Source organism: Pseudomonas sp. GW821-FHT02A08 (genome assembly GCF_059422045.1).
In genome coordinates this window covers 91,001-111,174 of record NZ_JBWKWD010000003.1, presented here as the reverse complement: position 1 = coordinate 111,174, position 20,174 = coordinate 91,001, and the positions used below count along the sequence as shown (strand labels likewise).

Below are 20,174 nucleotides of genomic sequence, written 5' to 3'. Positions count from 1 at the left end.
ACATTGGAGATCCCTTGTGGGAGCGGGCTTGCTCGCGAAGGCCGCGACTCGGTTTCAAGTCAAACAATCAGCCCTTGAGCTTGGCCCAGATCCGGTCCTGCAGCTCCCGCGCCTTGTTGCTGCATTCCTTTTCCGGGCGCAGGCGCGAGGCGAATTCGTCGGGCATGTTGATGGCGTCCATCACCCGCCACTTGGCGTCGATCAGCTTGTCGCTCTGAATGCCGTTGTCGTAGGCGATGGCGTTGGACACGGCGGCGGCGTTTTCCGGTTTCATCATCCAGTCGATGAAGATCTTCGCGTTGCCGGGGTGCGGTGCGCTTTTCGGTACGGCGAAGTTGTCCTGGAACATCGCCAGGCCTTCCTTCGGATACACGTATTTGATGGTGCTCTTCTGCAAGGTGGCCCGCGCTGTAGAACCGTTCCAGTTCTGCATCATGATCACTTCACCGGAGGCCATGCGGTCGACGGTGTTGTCCGAGCTGTACATCTTCAGGAAGGGTTTCTGTTTTTGCAGCAGTTCGAGGATGCGCTTGGCGTCCTGCGGGTTTTCGCTGCATTCGTCGACATTCAGGTAATGACTGGCGGCGTTGATCACGCTGCTGGAGGTGTCGAGGGCGGCGAGTTGGCCTTGCAGTTCCTTGCGTGGCTCGAAGAACTCTTTCCATGAGTCGTCCAGTTTGCCGCCGGGCACCCGGGCACTGTCATAGGAGAACCCGGTGGTGCCCCACAGGTACGGTGCCGAGAACTTGCGGCCGGGGTCGAAGCTCGGGTCGCGGAACGCCGGTTTGACGTACTGGAAGTTGGGCAGGGTCGAGGCGTCGATTTCCAGCAGCAGGTCCTGGTTGATCAGGGTACGCATGATCGATTGCGACGGCACAATCACGTCATACGCGGCGCCGCCGGCCTGCAACTTGGCCAGCAGGGTTTCGTTGCTGTCGTACCCGTCCATGGTGACCTTGATCCCGGTCTCCTTTTCGAACTTGGCCAGCAGGTCGACCGGGTAGTAGTCGGTCCAGTTGTAGAAGAACAGTTCCTTGGGTTCGGCGGCCTGGGCACTGAACGCGGTGACGCAACTCAGGGCCAGACCGGCTACAGCGAAACACATGCTTTTTGTTTTCATGCTTTGCTCCAGGATCATTGGTTTTTGCCGCGCTGTCCCAGCCAGAAGGCCAGCACCACCAGCACGATGGAAATCACCAGCATCAGGGTCGAAATCGCGTTGATCTCCGGCGTCACGCCGGCCTTGATCGCCGAGAAGATGTACACCGGCAAGGTCGTCGAACCGGGACCTGCGACGAAGAAGGTCATGATGAAATCGTCGAGGCTGACCACGAACGCCAGCACCGAACCCGACAACACCGCCGGCCACAGCAGCGGCAAGGTCACCCGGCGAAACACCTGCCAGGGGTTGGCGTACAGGTCGTTCGCCGCCTCCAGCAGGCTCTTGTCCAGGTCGTTGAGCCGCGCGCGGATCGGCAGGTAAGCGAAGGGAATGCAGAAGCCGATGTGGGCGACGATCACCGTCAGCAGTCCGAGCTTGATCCCCAGCGCCATGAACAGCAGCAGGGTGGCCACGGCTGTGACGATCTCCGGCAGGATCAGCGGCAGGTTGATCCCGCCCTCGACCATTTTTTGCCCGTAGAACGGCCGGTAGGTCGCCAGCGCCGCGAGCAGTGCAATCGCCGTGGCGCAAACCGTGGCGATGCTGGCGACGATAATCGAGTTCAGCGCCGCGGTCTGGATCGACGGATTGGCCAGGATTCGCCCATACCAGTCGAACGAGAACTCAGTCCATACCGTCGCCGAGCGGTTGGCGTTGAAGCTGTAGGCGATCAGCACGAATATCGGCAGGTACAGATAGGCCAGCATCAACAGGCTGACTTCGCGGGTCAGGGGCAGTTTCTTCAGGTGCAGGGCAATCATGCTTGGGCTCCCCGACGCAGGGTTTTGGCGGCATTGCGGCTATAGAGGGCGTACAGCACCAGGGACAGCAACATGATCCCCAGCAACAGGAACGACAGCGAACTGCCCAGGGGCCAATTGCGCGCAGTGCCGAATTGCTGCTGGATCAGGTTGCCGATCATCAGTGTCTTGCCGCCGCCGAGGATCGCCGGGGTGATGAAGGCGCCCAGGCTTGGCACGAACACCAGCAAGGCACCTGCGATTACCCCCGGCATCGACAGCGGCAGGATGATCCGCCGCAACGCGTGCCAGCGGTTGGCGCCCAGGTCGTAGGCGGCTTCCACCAGGCGCCAGTCGAGTTTTTCCAGGGTCGAGTAGATCGGCAAAATCATGAACGGCAGGAAGCTGTAGACCAGGCCGACGCTGACCGCGAAGTCGTTGTAGAGCAGGGTGATGCCACCGGCCTGGGGGAACAGGGCGTTGAGGCTCTGGGCGACCCAGCCGTGCTCACGCAGGATGATCAGCCACGCGTAGTTGCGGATCAGCAGGTTGGTCCAGAACGGGATGGTGATCAGCAACACCATCAGGTTGCGCCGACGGGGTGTCAGGCTCGACATCCACAGCGCCACCGGGAAACCGAACAGGAAGCACAGGACCGTGGTGCCACCGGCCTGGAACACCGAACGCAGCAGCGCCTGGGCGTAGACCCAGTTCAGCTCCAGTTCGCCGTCGAAACCTTCCTGGAAAAACAGTTGTACGTAGCTTTGCAATTGCCAGTCGGCCTGCCAGTCGACGCCGCCATAGACGTTGCGCGGCAGCAGGCTGATGTAGCCCATGATGCCCAGCGGAATGGCGATCAGGGCCAGCAAGGTCAGAACCACCGGGCTGAGCAACAGCGCGCGGTTGAGGGCCGGGGAAGTGCTGCTGACGCTCATCTCAGGCCTCCATCAGCAGGCAGGCGTGGGGCGGCAGGTTGACCGCGACGCGATCACCCACCACCCGCCCGTGGTTCAGGCCTTCGTTGTTCTCGCGCAGCATGACCTTGATGTCGTTGTTCAGGCGGCATTGATAGAGCGTGGCGGTGCCGACATACAGCACTGCCTCGATCACGCCACGCAGGTGATGCGGCTGCGTCGGTTCGACCAGTTGCGAACGCTCGGGACGGAACGCCAGTTGCACTTTGCTGCCGTCGAAGCCCTGGGCCGGGCAGGGGATTTCCACTGGCATACCGGTGGGCACGAAGAGCTTTTCGTTTTGCTGGCCGCGCTTGAGGTGGCCGGGGAGGAAGTTGATGTCGCCGATGAATTGCGCGACGAATCGATGCTGCGGACGTTCGTAGATTTCATTGGGCGTGCCGATTTGCAGGATCTTGCCGGCGGACATCACGGCAATGCGATCGGACAGGGTCAGGGCTTCTTCCTGATCGTGGGTGACGAAAATGAAGGTGATCCCGGCTTCTTTCTGTACTCGCTTGAGTTCGACCTGCATTTCCTTGCGCAGCTTGAGGTCCAGGGCCGACAGCGGTTCGTCAAGCAACAGCACTTTCGGTTTTGGCGCCAGGGCCCGGGCCAGAGCCACCCGTTGTTGTTGACCGCCGGACAGTTCGGCCGGTTTGCGCTTGGCCAGGTGCTGCATTTGCACCAGCGCGAGCATCTCATCGACCCGCTGGGGGATCAGTTTGCGATCAAGGCCCTGCATCTCGAGGCCGAAGGCGATATTCTGCGCAACACTCATGTGCGGAAACAGCGCGTAACTCTGGAACACCGTGTTGACCCGGCGCTGGAACGGCGGCAAATCGTTGACCGGCTCGCCCGCGAGGCGGATCTCACCGTCGCTGACATGCTCGAAGCCGGCAATGGTGCGCAGCAGGGTGGTTTTGCCGCAGCCGGAAGGGCCGAGCAGGGTGAAGAATTCGTTGTCGGCAATGTCCACCGAGACGTTATCGAGGGCGGGTGCCAGCCCTGGATCGTCGGAGTATCGTTTTGAGACGTTTCGCACTTCGATTGCTGTTGGATGACCCATTATGGTGCATTCCTCTATTTATTGTATGCAAAATCTGGATGCAATTTAGAAATACCCGGATTAATCTGTCCGTGCAAGCCCCTTTTTCAATGGCTGTTCATTCGCCAGGGTTGGTTGCACGGGGCGCCAGGAGTTGATGAATGACGGAAAAGAAACTGGAAACTACAGTCGACCGCGTCTACCAAGGGGTTTACGAGGCGATCAGCAAACGCTCGCTGCGTCCGGGAATGAAGCTTGGCGAAGCCTCTTTGGCCGAGCTGTTCAATGTCAGCCGCACGTCCGTTCGAGCCGCGCTCAAGCAATTGGAGGCAGACGGACTGGTCACCACCGAGCCCAACAAAGGTGCGTCGGTGTCGTTGCCCAGTGACGAAGAGATTCGCTCGCTGTTCGAAACCCGCCGCCTGGTCGAGATCGGTATCGTCAGTGAACTGTGCCGTCGGCGTGATACAGCGGTGACCCAGGACCTGCGCGATCACCTGCTGCTCGAAGATGAAGCGCACCAGAGCGGTGATCACGAACGGCTAATTCACCTGCTCGGCGAGTTCCACATCAAACTGGCCCGCAGCCTGAACAATCCGGTGTTGCTCGACTGGTTCCAGAAGCTGATTTCCCGGGCGTCGCTGTATGCCGCCGCACTGGATGACGACAGCCACGAAGCCTGCCGCGACGACGAACACCTGCGGTTGATCGAGTACATCGAAGCGGGCAACCAGAGCGCGGCCATCGAGCTGACCTGCATGCATTTGAGTGGGATCGAGAAGGCCATTCTCGACGTCGCGGCCACCCTGAAAAGCAGTTACAACCCTCTCAAGCATTTGATTGAGGTGTAGGCCACATTTTCCTGGCCACTGAAGATCAAAAAGTGGGAGCGGCGGTGCGGCGATCCGACTTGCTCGCGAAGGCGGTGTATCAGCAGACGAATGTGTTGAATGACACACTGCTTTCGCGAGCAAGTCGGATCGCCGCACCGCCGCTCCCACAGGGATCTCTATTGGCCACAGATTCCAGGTTCGACAAGGAAGCCTCAGAATCAGCTATACCTCTATGAAACGAATAATGTGCAGGATGCTCGAAACAAACGGGTGCAACTTACCGGGATAGAGCCAAGCCATGCAGTTTCTAGAGGATAGCCACGGATGCTCCGGGTGGAACGGCGAAATGGCCGGGCGCATTCGTGCGTTCGACTGGAGCCTGACCGAACTCGGCCCGCTCGATTCCTGGTCCAGGAGCCTGAGCAGCGCGGTGCGGTTGATGCTTGCGTCTCCGCTGCCGATGGTGATGCTCTGGGGCCAGTCCGGGTACATGATCTATAACGATGCTTATTCGAAGTTTGCCGGTGGGCGTCATCCATATCTGCTCGGCTCCTCTGTAGAACTGGGTTGGCCGGAAGTCGCCGAATTCAATCGCCATGTGGTCGACACCTGCCTGGCGGGCGGCACCTTGTCCTATCGCAACAAAGAACTGGTGCTGCTGCGCGACGGGGTTCCGGAAGATGTCTGGATGGACCTCTACTACAGCCCGGTGGCCGACGATGACGGACGTCCGGCCGGGGTCATGTCCATGGTGGTGGAAACCACGGAGCGGGTGATCTCCGAGCAACGGCGACAAGTGGCGGAAGACGCCTATCGCGCCGACAACGAACGGGTACGCCTGGCGCTGAACGCTGGCGCCTTGCTCGGTTCCTTTGTCTGGGACATCAAGGCCAACGTGCTGTCGGGTGACGAGCGTTACGCCCGCACGTTCTCTTATCCACCCGGGCAAGACCTGCAAAACCTGTCCCAGGAAATCGCAGAAAGCCGGATCCATCCGGATGACCGCAGTTGGGTTCAGGAACGAGTCACACTGTCGGTCGAGACGGGCGAGCCCTACAACGTCGAATACCGGATCCAGCGCCCCGACGGCAGCTACCTCTGGGTACTCGCCAGTGGCTGTTGCGAGTTCAATGAGCAGGGCGAGGCGTTTCGCTTCCCCGGCGTGCTGATCGATATTCACGAACGCAAAAACGCCGAAGAGTCCCTGCTCAAGTTCACCCGCAACCTGGAGCAACGGGTGGCCGATGAGGTCGAGGCGCGGCTGGCGGCGGAAGAACAACTGCGCCAGTCACAGAAGCTGGAAGCCATCGGCGGCCTCACCGGCGGTGTGGCCCATGACTTCAACAACCTGCTGCAAGTGATCGCCGGCAACCTGCACCTGCTGGCGCGCCATGAGCCGGGTAACGCCAATGTACAGCGCCGGGTCTCGGCGTCGATCGCCGCTGTCGAGCGCGGTGCCAAGCTGTCCTCGCAATTGCTTGCATTCGCCCGTCGCCAACCGTTGTCGCCCGCGGTCTTCACGTTGCGGCAGATTTTCGATGGCCTGGCGGAGCTGTTGCTGCGTGCCCTGGGTGAAACCCTTCAGGTTCACATGACGGCACCCGAAGACGCCTGGAATGTGTTTGTCGATCGCAATCAACTGGAAAACGCCATTCTCAATCTGGCGATCAATGCCCGTGACGCCCTTCAAGGCGAGGGCAGGATTGACCTGTGCGCGGAAAACATCGTCCTCGACCACAAATTTTGCGCCGCAAAGGGCATTCTCCCCGGGGACTACGTGCGGGTGTCCGTGACGGACACCGGCGTCGGCATGCCGCCGCAGGTGCTGGCCCAGGCATTCGAGCCGTTTTTCACCACCAAGGCCGACGGGCAGGGTACCGGCCTGGGCCTGAGCATGGTGTTTGGCTTCGTCAAGCAGAGTGGCGGTCATATCGAAATCGCCAGTGACGTGGGGCAGGGAACCCGGGTGCAGCTGTATTTTCCACGCACCTTGCGCTCGGCACCCAGCGAAACACCGAACCCTGATGTGCCGCAACGGGGTGGTCACGAATGCATCCTGGTGGTCGAGGACAATGAGGCCGTACGGGTGTCGGCAGTGGAGTTGTTGCGCGAAGAGGGCTATCAAGTCCTCACGGCCACCAACGGTGACGTGGCCATGCAAATGTTGCTGGAAGGGCTGGCGGTGGACCTGATATTCACCGATGTGGTCATGCCCGGCCTGATCAAGAGTTCGGACCTTGCGGCCTGGGCGAAAGTGCAGGACCCACCGGTGGCCGTGCTGTTCACCTCGGGGCATACCCGCGACATCATCTCGCGCAATCACCAGCTCAGCCCTGACACCCACCTGTTGAGCAAACCCTACAATCCCGAAGCACTCAGGCAAATGGTGCGCATGGTGCTCAACGGCTGAAACCGCTGGCGCAGGCAAAGGTTTTTATCACCTGTGGGACCGGACGACGAACGGACGCCGCTGGTCTGACAGGTGGTCGACAGAACGGCCAAACCGAGGCCATTCTGATAGTTGGTGAACGCAATTGATCGCGTTTCGCTGCCGATCAACTAACGGAGGTGTTCCATGCCGGTGCCCCATGACCTTTATCAGGATCTGAAACGCTCAAAGGAAGAAATCCAGCAGAAACGCACCAAGGATCCGTTACTGGATTCACTGCTTAACAAGTATTCCCAGGCGGATGCCGAAGTGGTGAAAGCAGAGGAGGCCAAGTCCAACGATGACACCGTAAGGAAGCTCAAGGAGACACGTTTGCTGGTCAAGGACAAGATCGTCAAGCAACTTGGCGCGTCGTCCTGACCCAGCATGCTGCCACCGTCGACCGGTGGCGGGAAAGTTGGAACGGCAACCAGAACCGGCACCTCGAATGTTCAGAGTCCGCTGTTACGGCTCTCAATGAGGTGCCCCATGACCCAGCCCAAATATCCCGGTGAACTGAACACTGTCCCTGTGAGAGCGGGCTTGCTCGCGAATTGGGCTTGCCAGTCAATGTCGATGTTGAATGTGCTGACGTCTTCGCGAGCAAGCCCGCTCCCACATGGGTTCTACGGTGAGTTCAGAGAGGTGTACTGCTCATTGCAATGCCTTGTTTAGCGGCAATCGCACCATGTTCTGCGCTTTCAGCGAACCGAAATACAACCAGTCCCCATACTCGCGCACCGTGGTGATGGGTGAGTAGTTGTCGCTGCTGCCGTCCTGCAGGTTGGCGATCACTTTGCCCTCAAGGTCCAGGCCCAGGGCAAATCCGCGTTTTTCCACGGGCTTGGGCAAGACGGTCATGGCCCGCACGATCATCTTGCGCACGAACGGATGCGCCGCCGTGCCGTCGAGCAAGGCGTTCCGGGGGGCATACAGGGCCACCCAGAACCGGTCGTGGCCATTGAACGACAGGTTGTCCGGCAGCCCTGGCAGGTTGTCGATGAACAGGTCGTGGGTGCCGGCCTTCGGACCGCTGAGCCAATAACGGCTGATGCGGTAGGCCCCGGTTTCGTTGACCAGTACATAGGCATCGTCCGGTCCCATGGCCACGCCGTTGGCAAACTCCAGTTTATCCAGCACAACCGACGTCTTGCCGGTCTGGAAGTCGTAGCGCAGCAGTCGACCGTCGCCGCCGTGTTCGATCACGGCCTCACCGTCGTGACCATAGCCGAAGTGACTCGAAGCGTCGCTGAAATAAGCATAGTGACCAGGTTTGTCGATGACCACATCGTCGGTAAAACCGAAGGGAACGCCGCCGGCCTCCGTGGTCAAGGCCACCAGACGCGCCTGGGCATCGAGGGACAACAAGCCTTTGACGGCGTCGGCGATCACCAGCAGGCCATTGGGATGCCGGGCCAGGCCCAGTGGCCGGCCACCGGTATCGGCCAGGACTTTGGTGGTCTTGCCGTCCAGGCTCGTGCGGATCAGGCGACCGTCGTGCAGGCCGGTGATGAGCATGTCGTTTTCCAGCAACAAGGCTTCCGGCCCGTCGATGTTGGCGGCACCCACGCGCTCCACGGCCTTGAGCCGCTGATTGTCGGCGTAGATTCCACTGGTGAGGGACGGCGCAGGTTGTGGCGTCCAGGCCACCGGTCGCACTTTGGTCGGCATCAGCAGCAGGAAGGCGCCGATGGCGACGATGACCAGTAACAGACATTTGAAAGTTCTGCTCACACGCCAACCCCCGTCGCCGCCCGATACTTCTGTGCCATGTCGCGCAACGCCAGCATCGACGCCGCCGATTCCCGATCAATGCGCCGCTTGAGCAACAAGCGGTTGGCAATGCGCATCGCCAGGCCGCTGAATTGATACTCCAGGGTGCGGACGAAGCGTGTGTCCTCGCCCGTGGCTTCGCATTCGTAGGTCAGCACCAGCGACAGACCGTGATCACCCCGGGCCTCGGCGCTCCAGCGCCGTCCGGGCAGATATTCCGCCACCTCCCAGCGCAAGTGCCCGTCGCGGCCGCCGGCGCGGATGTCCTCCTCGAAACGCGCGCCGGCATGCAACGGACCTGTTGGCCCATCGATGTGCAGCGACGACGGATGCCATTGCGGCCAAAGGGTCACGGTACTGGCGTAGGCAAGTACCTGGATCGGGTTTGCGGCAATGACAACCTGATGCTGCATGCGGGTCATGGGCGTTCTCGTCGGGTTGAGCGGCTCGGGTTCCGGTTCCCAGTAGAGGGTGCCGAACAGGTAGTCCATCAGCGGGAAAACGATGTTGAAATTACGTTCCTGCATCAGTTCGCGACGGTGGTGCAGTTCGTGCAGCCGGCGCATCTGGCGGATCCACGGCAGCCGTGTGAGCGGGGTGCGCGGCGGCAGGTGCTCGCAGGCATGAAACACTTCGTAAGTCAGGTAACCGAGGACAAGAAGGCCGCCGACCAGTCCGGCGACGTTGGTATTGATGTGCTTGAGCAGCCACCAGAGGGGCAGGGCGACGGCGAGGGTGTACAGCACGATCAGCCACGCCGGAAACAGAATCACCCGCCAGTCGCGGGCGCTGTCGTAGGTCATGTGGCCGGGGGTGAAAAAGCTGTGGTGGTCGACTGCGTGACGGGCATAAAACAGCCGGGCGAAGCTCTTTTTATGATGCCCCAGGTGGCGATGCACCATGTACACGCCGAGGTTGAACAACAGCAGCGTGACCGGCACCGCCAGCCATTGCGCTGGCTGCACCTGATGCACGTCGCTCCAGAAAGCGCTGATCGCCACTGCCCCGAACACCAGGACAAACGCGCCGTGCAGCCAGGGGTTGTAGAGCGGATGAATGTCGGCGCGGTAGCGGCTGCGGAATCCTTCGGTGGTCTGCCTCACTGCAATCACCTGTCGTTTTTGTTATCTCTTTCAGATTAGCCGATCCCGGTGATCTGGCGGGCCGAACCTTGAGGACACAACGGCCATGATCCGGTGCAAACCGGTCTCAGGTCAGCGGATCCCAGCGCTGCGACCAGTCTTCGTCGGAATCGATGACCTTGCGCAGCAGGTCGAAGGCCCGTTGCAGTGTCGGCGAGTCACGATCGCGGGAGTAGACCAGATACGTCGGGTAGTTGAATTCCGGCGCCTTGGGCACCCGTTCCAGGGTGCCACTTTGCAGATAGCTCTGTACGACGCGGGTGCGGAAGTAGCCACTGCCGCCGTTTTCAAGAAGGTACTGCAAGCCCAGCGGACCGAGATTGAAACTCAGCGCGGCCTTGGCTTTTTCCGGCAGCGCGGCGTCGTGCTGGCGCCGGAAATCAGTGCCCCAATCGATGTACACATAAGGATCGGGCTTGTCGGCCTGGCGCACGAGAATCAGCTTTTCTTCGAGAATCTGCTCGACCTGCAAACGCGGCCAATACTCGGGCTGATACACCAACGCGGCATCCAGAACGCCCAACTCCAGTTGCCGCAGCAGGTTCTCGCCATCGCGGATTTCCATGCGCAGGGCGTGGCTGGGGATATTTTTGCGGATTTCACCGGCCCAGCCGAGCATCAGCGGGTTGCACAGACTCACCTCGCCCCCGATGTGCAACACGTCGTGAAAGCCCTCGGGCAACGGCAAATCACGCCGCGCGGCTTCCCAGGTTTGTACCAGCTGATTGGCGTACACCACGAACGCTTCGCCGTTGGGCGTCAGGCGGGCACCGGCACGATTACGCACGAACAGGGTGCTGCCCAGCTGGCTCTCGAGTTTTTGCACCCGTGCGGTGATCGCGGTCTGGGTGACATGGAGTTTTTCCGCGGCGGCAGCCAGGCTGCCATGGCGGACGATTTCGAGGAAGGTGCGGGCGAGGTCGATGTCCATGGGGTGGCCGGTGTGGGTGGTTCAGGCATTGTATGCCCCCTTGGCACAAGGTTCAGCGGCGGGCAGGCAAAAACGACGAATCCCGCCACTAAGGGCGGGATTCGTTTGCAGCAGGCACGCTCCCAAAGTTCGGGAGCCAGGTGCTTACGACGGGAACAGCTCGGACAGTTTCATCGCCAGCATCATGTCGCCTTCAGCGCGCAGTTTGCCGCCCATGAACGCTTGCATGCCGTCAGTCGAACCGTCGACGATGCCTTCCAGGGTTTCGCCGTCCATCACCAGGGTCACCTGGGCGTCCGGGTTCTCGCCTTCCTGCAGTTCGCAGGTGCTGTTCTTGACGATCAGCGAGAAGTTCTTGGTGTCGTCGATGCGGAAACCGAAGACCAGGTCCAGACCGGCAGCGGCGGCTGGGTTGAACTTGGCTTTCATTGCTTGTACGGCATCAGCTACGGAGGTCATGGTTCGATCCTTTCTTGGGTAATAAGAGCTGGGTGATTACAGCCAGGGTCACAATAGTCCGGACTCAGCGAAACGTGATGAGTTCCGGGGCCTTCAACAGTTGCAGGTGCGCATGACTGTTGAAGGAAGCCAGGGCCACCTCGCGACCACGAAACTTAAGCTGGTTGAGCGAGGTGTTGACGATTTGCCAGTTCAATTCAAAGGCCTGCCGGGCAGGCATTTGCGTAATCAGGTGGAGCAGGGCGGTGATGGTGCCGCCGGACGTGAACACGGCGATCTTGTGGGTGTTGTCGGCCTGGTCGAGGATGCGATGCAAGCCGGCCCGCACCCGCTCGACAAACCCCAGCCAGCTTTCCAGGCCCGGTGTGTCATAGGTGCCGGCCAGCCAGCGCTCGATGATCAGGGCGAAGATGCGCTGGAACTCACCACGGTTTTGCGCGGCGTTGCGCAGAATGTCCAGGGCTTCGGGTTCGTCCGGCAGCATGGCCGGCAACAGGGCGCGGATCACCGCATCGGCGTCGAACTCGTTGAAGGCGGAGTCGGTTTCCAGCAGCGGCACCGTCAGGCCCGCCGCGGCGAATTGCTCCAGCGCGCTGTTGGCCGTGTGCTGCTGGCGGCGCAGGTCTCCCGCCAGGCAACGGTCGAAGCTGATCCCGAGTTCAGCCAGGTGCCGGCCAAGGATTTCGGCCTGACGAATGCCGGTCGGCGACAGGACGTCGTAGTCGTCAGCACCGAAGGAGGCCTGGCCATGTCGAATCAAATAGATACTGCCCACGTCCGCGTCATCCCGGTACGTTGAAGGTTTGGCGAGGTTATGGGGATGGCGGTGTGCTGTCAATGAAAAAACATACGCTTGTTTGAAATGCCCGTTACAGGCCTGTTGTCAGAGGTTTCACGACTGGTCGCAAGGCCGGAGCATGGGTATGCTGGAAGTATCCCGCGCGCGTTCGAGCCGTGCATCGTTTGAGGAGTCCCTGTGGAGTTTTTTTCCGAGTACGCCATTTTTCTGGCCAAGACTGTGACCCTGGTGATCGCCATTCTGGTGGTCCTGGCCAGTTTTGCGGCCTTGCGCAGCAAGGGACGGCGCAAGTCGTCCGGCCAGTTGCAGGTCAGCAAGCTCAATGATTTCTACAAAGGGCTGCGCGAACGCCTGGAGCAGACCTTGCTCGACAAGGACCAGCTCAAGGCCTTGCGCAAGACCCAGGCTAAAACCGACAAGAAACAGAAGAAAAAACCCGAGGTCAAACCCCGGGTGTTCGTGCTGGATTTCAACGGCGATATCAAGGCGTCGGCCACCGAAAGCCTGCGCCACGAAATCACCGCCTTGCTGACCCTCGCCACACCGAAGGACGAAGTGGTGCTGCGCCTGGAAAGCGGCGGCGGCATGGTTCACAGCTACGGCCTGGCCTCCTCGCAACTGGCGCGTATCCGTGAGGCCGGCGTGCCCTTGACCGTGTGCATCGACAAGGTCGCGGCCAGCGGCGGCTACATGATGGCGTGCATCGGCCAGAAGATCATCAGCGCACCGTTCGCGATCCTTGGCTCGATTGGCGTGGTGGCGCAGTTGCCCAACGTCAATCGCCTGCTGAAAAAGCACGATATCGACTTCGAAGTGCTGACTGCCGGTGAATACAAACGCACCCTGACCGTTTTTGGCGAAAACACCGAGAAGGGCCGGGAGAAGTTCCAGCAAGACCTGGACATCACCCACCAACTGTTCAAGAACTTCGTGTCGCGCTATCGCCCGCAACTGGCGATCGATGAAGTGGCCACCGGCGAAATCTGGCTTGGCGTCGCGGCGCTGGACAAACAACTGGTCGACGAACTCAAGACCAGCGATGAATACCTCGCTGAGCGCGCCAGCAAGTCCGAGCTCTATCACCTGCATTACGCCGAACGCAAAAGCCTGCCGGAGCGCATCGGCATGGCCGCCAGCGGTTCGGTCGATCGCGTGCTGCTGAGCTGGTGGAGCCGCTTGACCCAGCAACGCTTCTGGTAACGCTTTTGTTGCCTTCGAAAAAATGAAACCGCAGCGCCTGCTGCGGTTTTTGAAGTTGAAACGGTCCTTTGTAGCAGCTGTCGAGTTTACGAGGCTGCGTTCGGCTGCGAAGCAGTCGCAAAACCGTGCAGCTCGGTGTATCAGACAAACCGCGTACACCAGCCTGCGAGGACGTTGTCCTCGAACGCAGCCTCGCAGGCTCGGCAGTTGCTACATCCTTCACGCATCAGCGAAATTTCCCAGACGCGCTGACGAGCCCTTCCTACTGCCGCCCCAGGCACCGCCCGCTATGTTGCAATTCCTCCAATGTCTGCAACGGAATGCACATGAACGACTATTCGCACGGCCACTACGCCCCGCCACATCCACCTGTCACGCCCTTGCGTGATGAACTGAATACGGCGGTAGCGACAGCGCTGCCGCAATCCCCCGAGCAATTCGGCGCAGCACTGATAACGGAAAAATGGGGACAGGCCATTGATCCGCAAACGGCTCTGTTGGTAACGCTGGACTACGACACCGACGCAAGCGCCGTGCATGACGCGATCCACCAGGGAAAGGTGAACAATTCACGTACCCTGGTGCAGGCATTGCTGTCGAATTATCAGACGGTGGGTGACGGTCGTTTCGGAGAAACGGCGTTCGGCTTGTACACGCCACCGGACATCGGTCCCGAGATACGTATCGTTGATCCCGTCGATGACCCTTCTGCCAAAGCCGTGGATTATTACCGGGACTATGAGGGTATTTACCGGTGCACAACACCGCAAACCTACGGTCCCTCCACGCAAATCGCCCTCCGGCCGGCCGATTTCAAACAATGGGTGTGGGAACTGGATCTGCAAACCCGCTATCAGGCTTATCTTGACCACGCCTGGCCTTCCGATAAGCGCATCGTCCAGACAGAGCCTTACGACCTGAGAACCTCGGCCAAGGCCGCCTTTATCATGAGCGCCTGCCTGCAGCATCAGGAGGGCAGTTTGAGTCAGGAAGGCCTGGCCCTGGCGATGCAGGCCGCCGGATTGCCAGCGGAGCAGACCTGGAATGCGCTGAGCATCGGCCAGGTGCAGTCACCAACCCGCGTCAGCGCGCCGATCGAGGTCGGCCGGCTGACGATCTATCGCTACACCTCGAACGATATCTGGTGCTATCGCCACCGTCACAGTGGCAGGGTCTTGCTGAATATCCCGGGCAATTCCTCACCCTTGCATGAATTCACCGACTTCCAGCACCTGCGCCAATGGATCGTGGCCCAAGGCCGGGTGGACGCTACACGGCAAGCGTTGGCTGCGCACTTTGCCGAGGACGATCGTGAAGACGGCACCTTCCATGCGGGCGTGTGGACGGCGTTGGAGGGCATGGCGGTTTACCCGAAGGAACACTGGCTGCAAAAGAACGCCGGGTTCTTCAACAACGACGGATTCTGGGACCCGCAGGATTACATCGACCTTGCGCGAGCGCCGACCGACACCGATCCGTTCGCACAACTGGTGCTGACCATGAAGCAAGCCTCCATGGCCAGTGTCAAAACCATCCGCGACGATGCCCAAGTCAATCGCGACAACCTGAGCGCGGTGGTGGAACCGCTTGTGCAGTGGATCAATCGGTTGGGTCCATTGGCGTTGTTCATTCCAGGAGGCGAGGGTGTGTTGGTGCTGGCCGGCCTGATCGACGCCGGGTACGGCCTCGATCAGGCCATCAACGGCAAAACACCCGAGCAGCGCTCCGAAGGCGTGACGCGCACCGTGTTCGGCATGCTCAATGCGCTTGCGCTGGCCGGGGCGGTGGCGGCACTCAATGGTGAAGAAAAAATCGCCGGAACGCTGCACGAACCCCGGGAAGCCGGGAGCGAGCCGCCTCCCGACACGCCTCCCGACACGCCTCCCGACACGCCTCGCGAAACGCCGGTCGAGCCCACCCCCGGATCGGCTCCGGCGCCCGTGTCGACACGTGTGGAGCTGATGCGTGGCGTTTGTGCGCCACTTGCTTCCTTCAGTGATGAGGTGCTGGCGCAGATCGCGCAGGTCAGTATGGTCGACGACGATATGCTGCGCCTGATGCAGGCCGGGCGCCCACCGACGCCGTTGCTCGCCGACACCATCACGCGCTTCAAGCTCGATCGGGAACTCGACACCGTCGCCGATTCGCAGGCGCGGGCTGAATTGTTCAACGCCCGCTATCAGGCGCTCCAGCACTCGGACCAGCAATGGATTCGCCTGTTTCAGGGCGAATACCCCGGGTTGCCGAAAAGTGCCGTGGAGCAGATTCTCGACCGTTCGGGAGTCGACATCGATCGGCCCTTCGATGCTGACGAGGCGTTGCAACTGTTCAAGCGCCTGGACAGCAAGGCGCGGGAGTATCAACAACACGTACGACTCAACCGGGCCTATGAAGGCTTGTACATGCGCTCGGTTGTCCATCGCGAAACCGATGCCCTGGCGTTTCATTCCCTGCAACGCCTGGCCGATTGGCCGAAAGGCTTGCGTATCGAAGTGCTCGACGGATCAATCAGCGGCCGGGTCCTGGACCGCTGCGGCCCGCTCGATTCAGCGGATTGTCGGCGTTTGATCAAGGTGGGTGATCGTTATCGGTATTCTGCAGTGGCCGCTACCGACGGCGAGGGTTCGAATCTGTTTACCGCGCTGGTCGACCTATTGTCCGTGGAGGAGCGCACGGCGATGTCGCTGCGCACGCCGGACGTTGCCAGTGAATTGCGCTTGCGCATTGGCGGGCACGCCATGTCCCGCTCCGAACTGACGCATGGCTTGGGTCGAATGGATTCGGGGTTACCCTTCGAGGCACCGGGATTGCGCGGCGGCGGCTTTCCGAATACGCCACAGGCCGCTGTGCTGACCCACGAAATCAAGCGTTTGCAGGTCAAGAGTCTGTACCCGGACTTCACCGATGCCCAGGCGGACGAGTTACTCCTGACGGCAGGTGCTGGTGCACAAGCACTGGTGGATCGGCTGACTCTCGAGATGCAACAGTTGCATGCCGACCTGCGCCAGTGGGTCGACCAGGCCGTGCTGGATGTCGATGACATGGACGTGGATTTTCTGGCAGTAGGCGATGATGACGCCGCGGGCATGAATCCCCGACAGGTGGCGGCATACAATGCCGAACTGCTGCAAAGCGTGATCGATTACGAGCGTGAAACACGAATTGAACTGAGTGACGAACTGATGAGCATCTGGCAAAAATGCCCGCCCCAGATCAATAGAGTGCTGTCCGCTGAGGTGTTTTCCGGCTACAGGCTGGATCTGGGTTTCGAGGACTTCCATCGATTGCCGACGATGAACGTGCGCTTCAATGAAGTTGTCGAGCTATCGATGAAGGCCCTGCACTTGGTCGAGCGCGAGAGCCTGGATGCCTTTCTGGAAAGCTTTCCGAATCTGCGCTCCCTGAACCTGGAGCGTGTCGACCTGCGTCGGCTCAATGCAGACGACGTGCTGGAGGGTGTATTGCCGGCGCCGGTCCGTCAATTGACCCGACTCACAACGCTCAACCTGGGTTCCACATTTCTGCAGCTTCAGGAGATCACGGCTTCACAGTTTTGTGATCTGGTGAGCCTGCAAACGCTGGATCTGAGCGACAACCCTTTGGTAGTCCCGCCCGTTGTACTGGGGTTGAATGAGTTGCGCGTGTTGAACTTGAGAAACACCGGAATTCGCCATTGCCCGATTGGCATCGCCGATCAGCCGTACCTCACCTCGCTTGACTTGCGCGGCAACCGGATCGGCCGGGTTCCCTACGCGATACTGAGTCAGGCGGTCTCCCGGGACCGGGTGAAACTGTGGGGTAATCCGTTGACGGATGAAGAGACGTTGTTGCGCCTGGTCGATCATCGTGAGCGCACCGGTATCAATCTGTGGCTGAGTGAGCCGGGTGCCGATTATGGCAGTGCGACGCCCTGGCTGGAGGAGGGCGACGAAAGCGTGCGCGAGGCGCGGCAACAGATCTGGCAACGATTGGCCGGCAAGCCATCGGGCAGTACGTTGCTCCGGGTCATGGATGGTTTGAGCCTGACGGCGGATTTCCAGGTCGATTATCTGTCGCTACAGGCGCGAGTGTGGCGCTTGCTGCACGAAGCGGATGCTTCAGAGGAGTTGTGGGGCTGGTTGCGTCAGTGTGTCGAAACGCGGATGGCCGATGCGGACAATCCGTTCAGGTTGTTCGTGGTGCTGGAAGATCGAGCCCGGCTGTACCGCGATTGGGTCGCCACGGGGCGGCCGATTCCGCTGGCGGATTATCCGGTGTTTTAGCGGGAAGGGTAAAACGCCTTGAACCCCGGGCCGGGGTTCAAGGCGTGACGGTCAGCGGCGACGGAACAGCGGCAGCGGTTCGTCTGTCGCGGCCTGATAGGTCACCGAGAAGTCCTTGAGGCCTTCAAGGGCTTCGTACGGGTCTTTGTCGGGGCGTACAGCAAAGGCATCGAAACCGCAGCGATGCATGTAGAACAGCTGGTCGCGCAGCACGTCGCCAATGGCCCGCAATTCGCCCTTGAAACCGTAACGGTCACGCAGCAGGCGGGCGTTGGAGTAGTTGCGGCCATCGGTGAATGCCGGGAAGTTCAGGGCGATGACCTGGAACTGCGCCACGTCTTCACCGATTTCCTCGGCTTCTTCATCGGCGTCCAGCCAGATGCCCAGGCCGCCGTCGCGGGCCAGGAGCATGCGGCTGTGTTCGCGCCACAGCTGCAACGGCACGATGAGGTCGTCGCAGTTGCTGATCCCGTCGATGTTGAAATCCTTGGGCAGCAGGTGCCAGGTCTCGTCGACGACCTCGTTGTTCTTAATGATTCGCTGCATAGACACGCTCCTTGAAGAGGTCGATACCAATACGCTGATAGGTGTCGATGAAGCGTTCGTCTTCGGTACGTTGTTCGATGTACACGTCGATCAGCTTTTCGATCACGTCAGGCATGGCTTCCTGGGCAAAGGACGGGCCGAGGATCTTGCCCAGGCTGGCGTCGCGGCTGGCGCTGCCGCCGAGGGAAACCTGATAGAACTCTTCGCCTTTCTTGTCCACCCCCAGGATGCCGATGTGGCCGACGTGGTGGTGACCACAGGCGTTCATGCAGCCGGAGATGTTCAGGTCCAGTTCGCCGATGTCGAACAGGTAGTCCAGGTCGTCGAAACGGCGCTGGATCGATTCGGCGATCGGGATCGACTTGGCGTTGGCCAGGGAGCAGAAGTCGCCGCCCGGGCAGCAGATGATGTCGGTCAGCAGGCCGATGTTCGGCGTGGCGAAGCCTTGCTCGCGCAACTCGCCCCACATGGCGAACAGCTTGTCCTGCTCGACGTCGGCCAGGATGATGTTCTGCTCATGGGAGGTGCGCAGTTGACCGAAGCTGTAGCGGTCGGCCAGGTCGGCCACGGCGTCGAGCTGCTTGTCGGTGATGTCGCCCGGTGCAACGCCGGTTGGCTTCAGGGACAGGGTCACGGCCACATAGCCCGGCTTCTTGTGAGCCAGGGTGTTGCGCACGCGCCAGCGGGCGAAGCCCGGGTGCTGCTGGTCGAGTTCGGCCAGTGCGGCTGCCTGGTTTTCCAGCGCCTTGTAGTCCGGGTCGACGAAATGTTTGGCGACGCGCTGCACTTCGGCTTCGGTCAACGTGGTTTGGCCACCGCGCAGGTGCTCCATTTCCGCGTCGACTTTTTGCGCGAAGACTTCAGGCGTCAGCGCTTTGACCAGGATCTTGATCCGCGCCTTGTACTTGTTGTCGCGACGGCCATAGCGGTTGTAGACCCGCAGGATGGCATCGAGGTAGCTCAACAGGTCTTGCCACGGCAGGAATTCATTGATAAATGCACCCACCACCGGCGTACGGCCCAGGCCACCGCCAACCAGCACGCGGAAGCCCAGTTCGCCAGCGGCGTTGTGCACCGGCTCAAGGCCGATGTCATGGACTTCGATAGCGGCACGGTCGGAAGTCGAACCGTTGACGGCAATCTTGAATTTGCGCGGCAGGTAGGCGAATTCCGGGTGGAACGTGGTCCACTGGCGCACGATCTCGCACCATGGGCGGGGGTCGATCAGTTCGTCGGCGGCGACACCGGCAAACTGGTCGGTGGTGACGTTGCGCAGGCAGTTGCCGCTGGTCTGGATCGCGTGCATCTGCACGGTGGCCAGTTCGGCAAGAATGTCCGGAATGTCTTCCACGGCCGGCCAGTTGAACTGCACGTTCTGCCGGGTACTGATGTGGGCGTAGCCCTTGTCGTAGTCGCGGGCAATCCTGGCCATCATTCGCATTTGGCGCGAAGTCAGTTGGCCGTAAGGCACGGCGACTCGCAACATCGGCGCGAAACGCTGGATATAAAGGCCATTTTGCAGGCGCAGGGGGCGGAATTCTTCTTCGCTCAGCTCGCCTGCCAGATAGCGTCGGGTCTGATCACGGAACTGCTTGACGCGGTCCTCGATGATCCGCTGATCGTATTCGTCGTATACGTACATATAAGTCCTGTTCTCAGGCTTGGGCCGGTCGGAAACAGCGGCGTATTTTGGCTTGCTGGCGTCCGATAAAACCTCGGCAATTCTGCGCGCACGGCCGCGCACTCCCTACGGAGCCGGGGCAAGATACCAGTTTGCAGTTATGCGTAAAAGTGATGTTTGAGCATATGTAAAGAACCAAATCGCCTAATGAGAATCGTTGTTGCAAAGACCCTGTTTGTGATGCGGGCAATCGTCGTCTTTACTCTGCTCGTGTCTT

Annotated in this window: 16 protein-coding genes; 5 read left to right on the top strand and 11 right to left on the bottom strand. The window is 60.5% G+C overall.

The window, feature by feature from the left end:
- Positions 1–67: 67 nt before the first annotated feature.
- The 4 genes from AC07W4_RS03735 to AC07W4_RS03720 are packed head-to-tail and all read right to left on the bottom strand — an operon-like array spanning position 68 to position 3,924.
- Positions 68–1,120, bottom strand: coding sequence for an extracellular solute-binding protein (locus AC07W4_RS03735; RefSeq protein WP_495031530.1), 1,053 nt, complete (start codon positions 1,118–1,120; stop codon positions 68–70).
- A 14-nt stretch (positions 1,121–1,134) separates the two neighbouring features.
- The gene (locus AC07W4_RS03730) at positions 1,135–1,923 is read right to left on the bottom strand and encodes an ABC transporter permease (protein WP_008050662.1); all 789 of its coding nucleotides are present in this window, start codon (positions 1,921–1,923) and stop codon (positions 1,135–1,137) included.
- Positions 1,920–2,837: an ABC transporter permease gene (locus tag AC07W4_RS03725; RefSeq protein WP_008050663.1), complete on the bottom strand. Its 918-nt coding sequence runs from the start codon at positions 2,835–2,837 to the stop codon at positions 1,920–1,922. Before AC07W4_RS03725 ends, AC07W4_RS03730 begins: the two co-directional genes overlap by 4 nt.
- Position 2,838: 1 nt before the next feature.
- A complete protein-coding gene (locus AC07W4_RS03720) occupies positions 2,839–3,924 on the bottom strand; it encodes an ABC transporter ATP-binding protein (RefSeq protein WP_495031529.1) in 1,086 nt (361 codons plus the stop codon).
- A 140-nt stretch (positions 3,925–4,064) separates the two neighbouring features.
- Between AC07W4_RS03720 and AC07W4_RS03715 the strand changes: the two genes are divergently transcribed.
- From AC07W4_RS03715 to AC07W4_RS03705, 3 genes are all read left to right on the top strand, one after another.
- Positions 4,065–4,754: a GntR family transcriptional regulator gene (locus tag AC07W4_RS03715; RefSeq protein WP_495031528.1), complete on the top strand. Its 690-nt coding sequence runs from the start codon at positions 4,065–4,067 to the stop codon at positions 4,752–4,754.
- A gap of 280 nt (positions 4,755–5,034) precedes the next feature.
- On the top strand, positions 5,035–7,146 hold the full coding sequence (locus AC07W4_RS03710) for a hybrid sensor histidine kinase/response regulator (RefSeq protein WP_495031527.1): 2,112 nt from the start codon (positions 5,035–5,037) through the stop codon (positions 7,144–7,146).
- Between the two features lie 165 nt (positions 7,147–7,311).
- Positions 7,312–7,545 carry a DUF465 domain-containing protein gene (locus AC07W4_RS03705; protein WP_008050666.1) on the top strand — a complete coding sequence of 78 codons (234 nt, stop codon included), beginning with the start codon at positions 7,312–7,314 and terminating at the stop codon, positions 7,543–7,545.
- Positions 7,546–7,818: 273 nt separating this feature from the next.
- On the opposite strand, the gene AC07W4_RS03700 is transcribed toward AC07W4_RS03705, so the two are convergent.
- The 5 genes from AC07W4_RS03700 to AC07W4_RS03680 all read right to left on the bottom strand — a co-directional run bounded on the left by AC07W4_RS03700 (position 7,819) and on the right by AC07W4_RS03680 (position 12,244).
- The gene (locus AC07W4_RS03700) at positions 7,819–8,898 is read right to left on the bottom strand and encodes an SMP-30/gluconolactonase/LRE family protein (RefSeq protein ID WP_495031526.1); all 1,080 of its coding nucleotides are present in this window, start codon (positions 8,896–8,898) and stop codon (positions 7,819–7,821) included.
- Positions 8,895–10,040 (bottom strand): sterol desaturase/SRPBCC family protein, encoded by a 1,146-nt coding sequence (locus AC07W4_RS03695; RefSeq protein WP_495031525.1) that lies wholly within the window; start codon positions 10,038–10,040, stop codon positions 8,895–8,897. Before AC07W4_RS03695 ends, AC07W4_RS03700 begins: the two co-directional genes overlap by 4 nt.
- Positions 10,041–10,146: 106 nt before the next feature.
- The gene (locus AC07W4_RS03690) at positions 10,147–11,010 is read right to left on the bottom strand and encodes a LysR family transcriptional regulator (protein ID WP_008050672.1); all 864 of its coding nucleotides are present in this window, start codon (positions 11,008–11,010) and stop codon (positions 10,147–10,149) included.
- Between the two features lie 144 nt (positions 11,011–11,154).
- Positions 11,155–11,469, bottom strand: coding sequence for an SCP2 sterol-binding domain-containing protein (locus AC07W4_RS03685; protein WP_007976511.1), 315 nt, complete (start codon positions 11,467–11,469; stop codon positions 11,155–11,157).
- A 64-nt stretch (positions 11,470–11,533) separates the two neighbouring features.
- Positions 11,534–12,244: a histidine phosphatase family protein gene (locus AC07W4_RS03680; RefSeq protein WP_495031524.1), complete on the bottom strand. Its 711-nt coding sequence runs from the start codon at positions 12,242–12,244 to the stop codon at positions 11,534–11,536.
- Between the two features lie 201 nt (positions 12,245–12,445).
- Between AC07W4_RS03680 and sohB the strand changes: the two genes are divergently transcribed.
- Positions 12,446–13,468 carry a protease SohB gene (sohB, locus tag AC07W4_RS03675; protein ID WP_495031523.1) on the top strand — a complete coding sequence of 341 codons (1,023 nt, stop codon included), beginning with the start codon at positions 12,446–12,448 and terminating at the stop codon, positions 13,466–13,468.
- A 326-nt stretch (positions 13,469–13,794) separates the two neighbouring features.
- Complete coding sequence (locus AC07W4_RS03670) at positions 13,795–17,730, top strand: dermonecrotic toxin domain-containing protein (protein ID WP_495031522.1); 3,936 nt, start codon at positions 13,795–13,797, stop codon at positions 17,728–17,730.
- Between the two features lie 51 nt (positions 17,731–17,781).
- Here AC07W4_RS03670 and AC07W4_RS03665 read toward each other — a convergent pair whose 3' ends face one another.
- Both AC07W4_RS03665 and AC07W4_RS03660 read right to left on the bottom strand, forming a co-directional pair.
- Positions 17,782–18,276: a DUF934 domain-containing protein gene (locus AC07W4_RS03665; protein ID WP_007987432.1), complete on the bottom strand. Its 495-nt coding sequence runs from the start codon at positions 18,274–18,276 to the stop codon at positions 17,782–17,784.
- On the bottom strand, positions 18,260–19,918 hold the full coding sequence (locus AC07W4_RS03660; protein WP_495031521.1) for a nitrite/sulfite reductase: 1,659 nt from the start codon (positions 19,916–19,918) through the stop codon (positions 18,260–18,262). Before AC07W4_RS03660 ends, AC07W4_RS03665 begins: the two co-directional genes overlap by 17 nt.
- Positions 19,919–20,174 lie beyond the last annotated feature (256 nt).

What these genes read in the sequence shown, in the direction of transcription:
- AC07W4_RS03710 (WP_495031527.1), top strand. Translation starts at nt 5,035, where the DNA reads ATGCAGTTTCTAGAGGATAGCCACGGATGCTCCGGGTGGAACGGCGAA.
- AC07W4_RS03660 (WP_495031521.1), bottom strand. Translation starts at nt 19,918, where the DNA reads ATGTACGTATACGACGAATACGATCAGCGGATCATCGAGGACCGCGTC.
- AC07W4_RS03665 (WP_007987432.1), bottom strand. Translation starts at nt 18,276, where the DNA reads ATGCAGCGAATCATTAAGAACAACGAGGTCGTCGACGAGACCTGGCAC.
- AC07W4_RS03715 (WP_495031528.1), top strand. Translation starts at nt 4,065, where the DNA reads ATGACGGAAAAGAAACTGGAAACTACAGTCGACCGCGTCTACCAAGGG.
- AC07W4_RS03730 (WP_008050662.1), bottom strand. Translation starts at nt 1,923, where the DNA reads ATGATTGCCCTGCACCTGAAGAAACTGCCCCTGACCCGCGAAGTCAGC.
- AC07W4_RS03705 (WP_008050666.1), top strand. Translation starts at nt 7,312, where the DNA reads ATGCCGGTGCCCCATGACCTTTATCAGGATCTGAAACGCTCAAAGGAA.
- AC07W4_RS03685 (WP_007976511.1), bottom strand. Translation starts at nt 11,469, where the DNA reads ATGACCTCCGTAGCTGATGCCGTACAAGCAATGAAAGCCAAGTTCAAC.
- AC07W4_RS03735 (WP_495031530.1), bottom strand. Translation starts at nt 1,120, where the DNA reads ATGAAAACAAAAAGCATGTGTTTCGCTGTAGCCGGTCTGGCCCTGAGT.
- AC07W4_RS03720 (WP_495031529.1), bottom strand. Translation starts at nt 3,924, where the DNA reads ATGGGTCATCCAACAGCAATCGAAGTGCGAAACGTCTCAAAACGATAC.
- AC07W4_RS03670 (WP_495031522.1), top strand. Translation starts at nt 13,795, where the DNA reads ATGAACGACTATTCGCACGGCCACTACGCCCCGCCACATCCACCTGTC.
- AC07W4_RS03725 (WP_008050663.1), bottom strand. Translation starts at nt 2,837, where the DNA reads ATGAGCGTCAGCAGCACTTCCCCGGCCCTCAACCGCGCGCTGTTGCTC.
- AC07W4_RS03690 (WP_008050672.1), bottom strand. Translation starts at nt 11,010, where the DNA reads ATGGACATCGACCTCGCCCGCACCTTCCTCGAAATCGTCCGCCATGGC.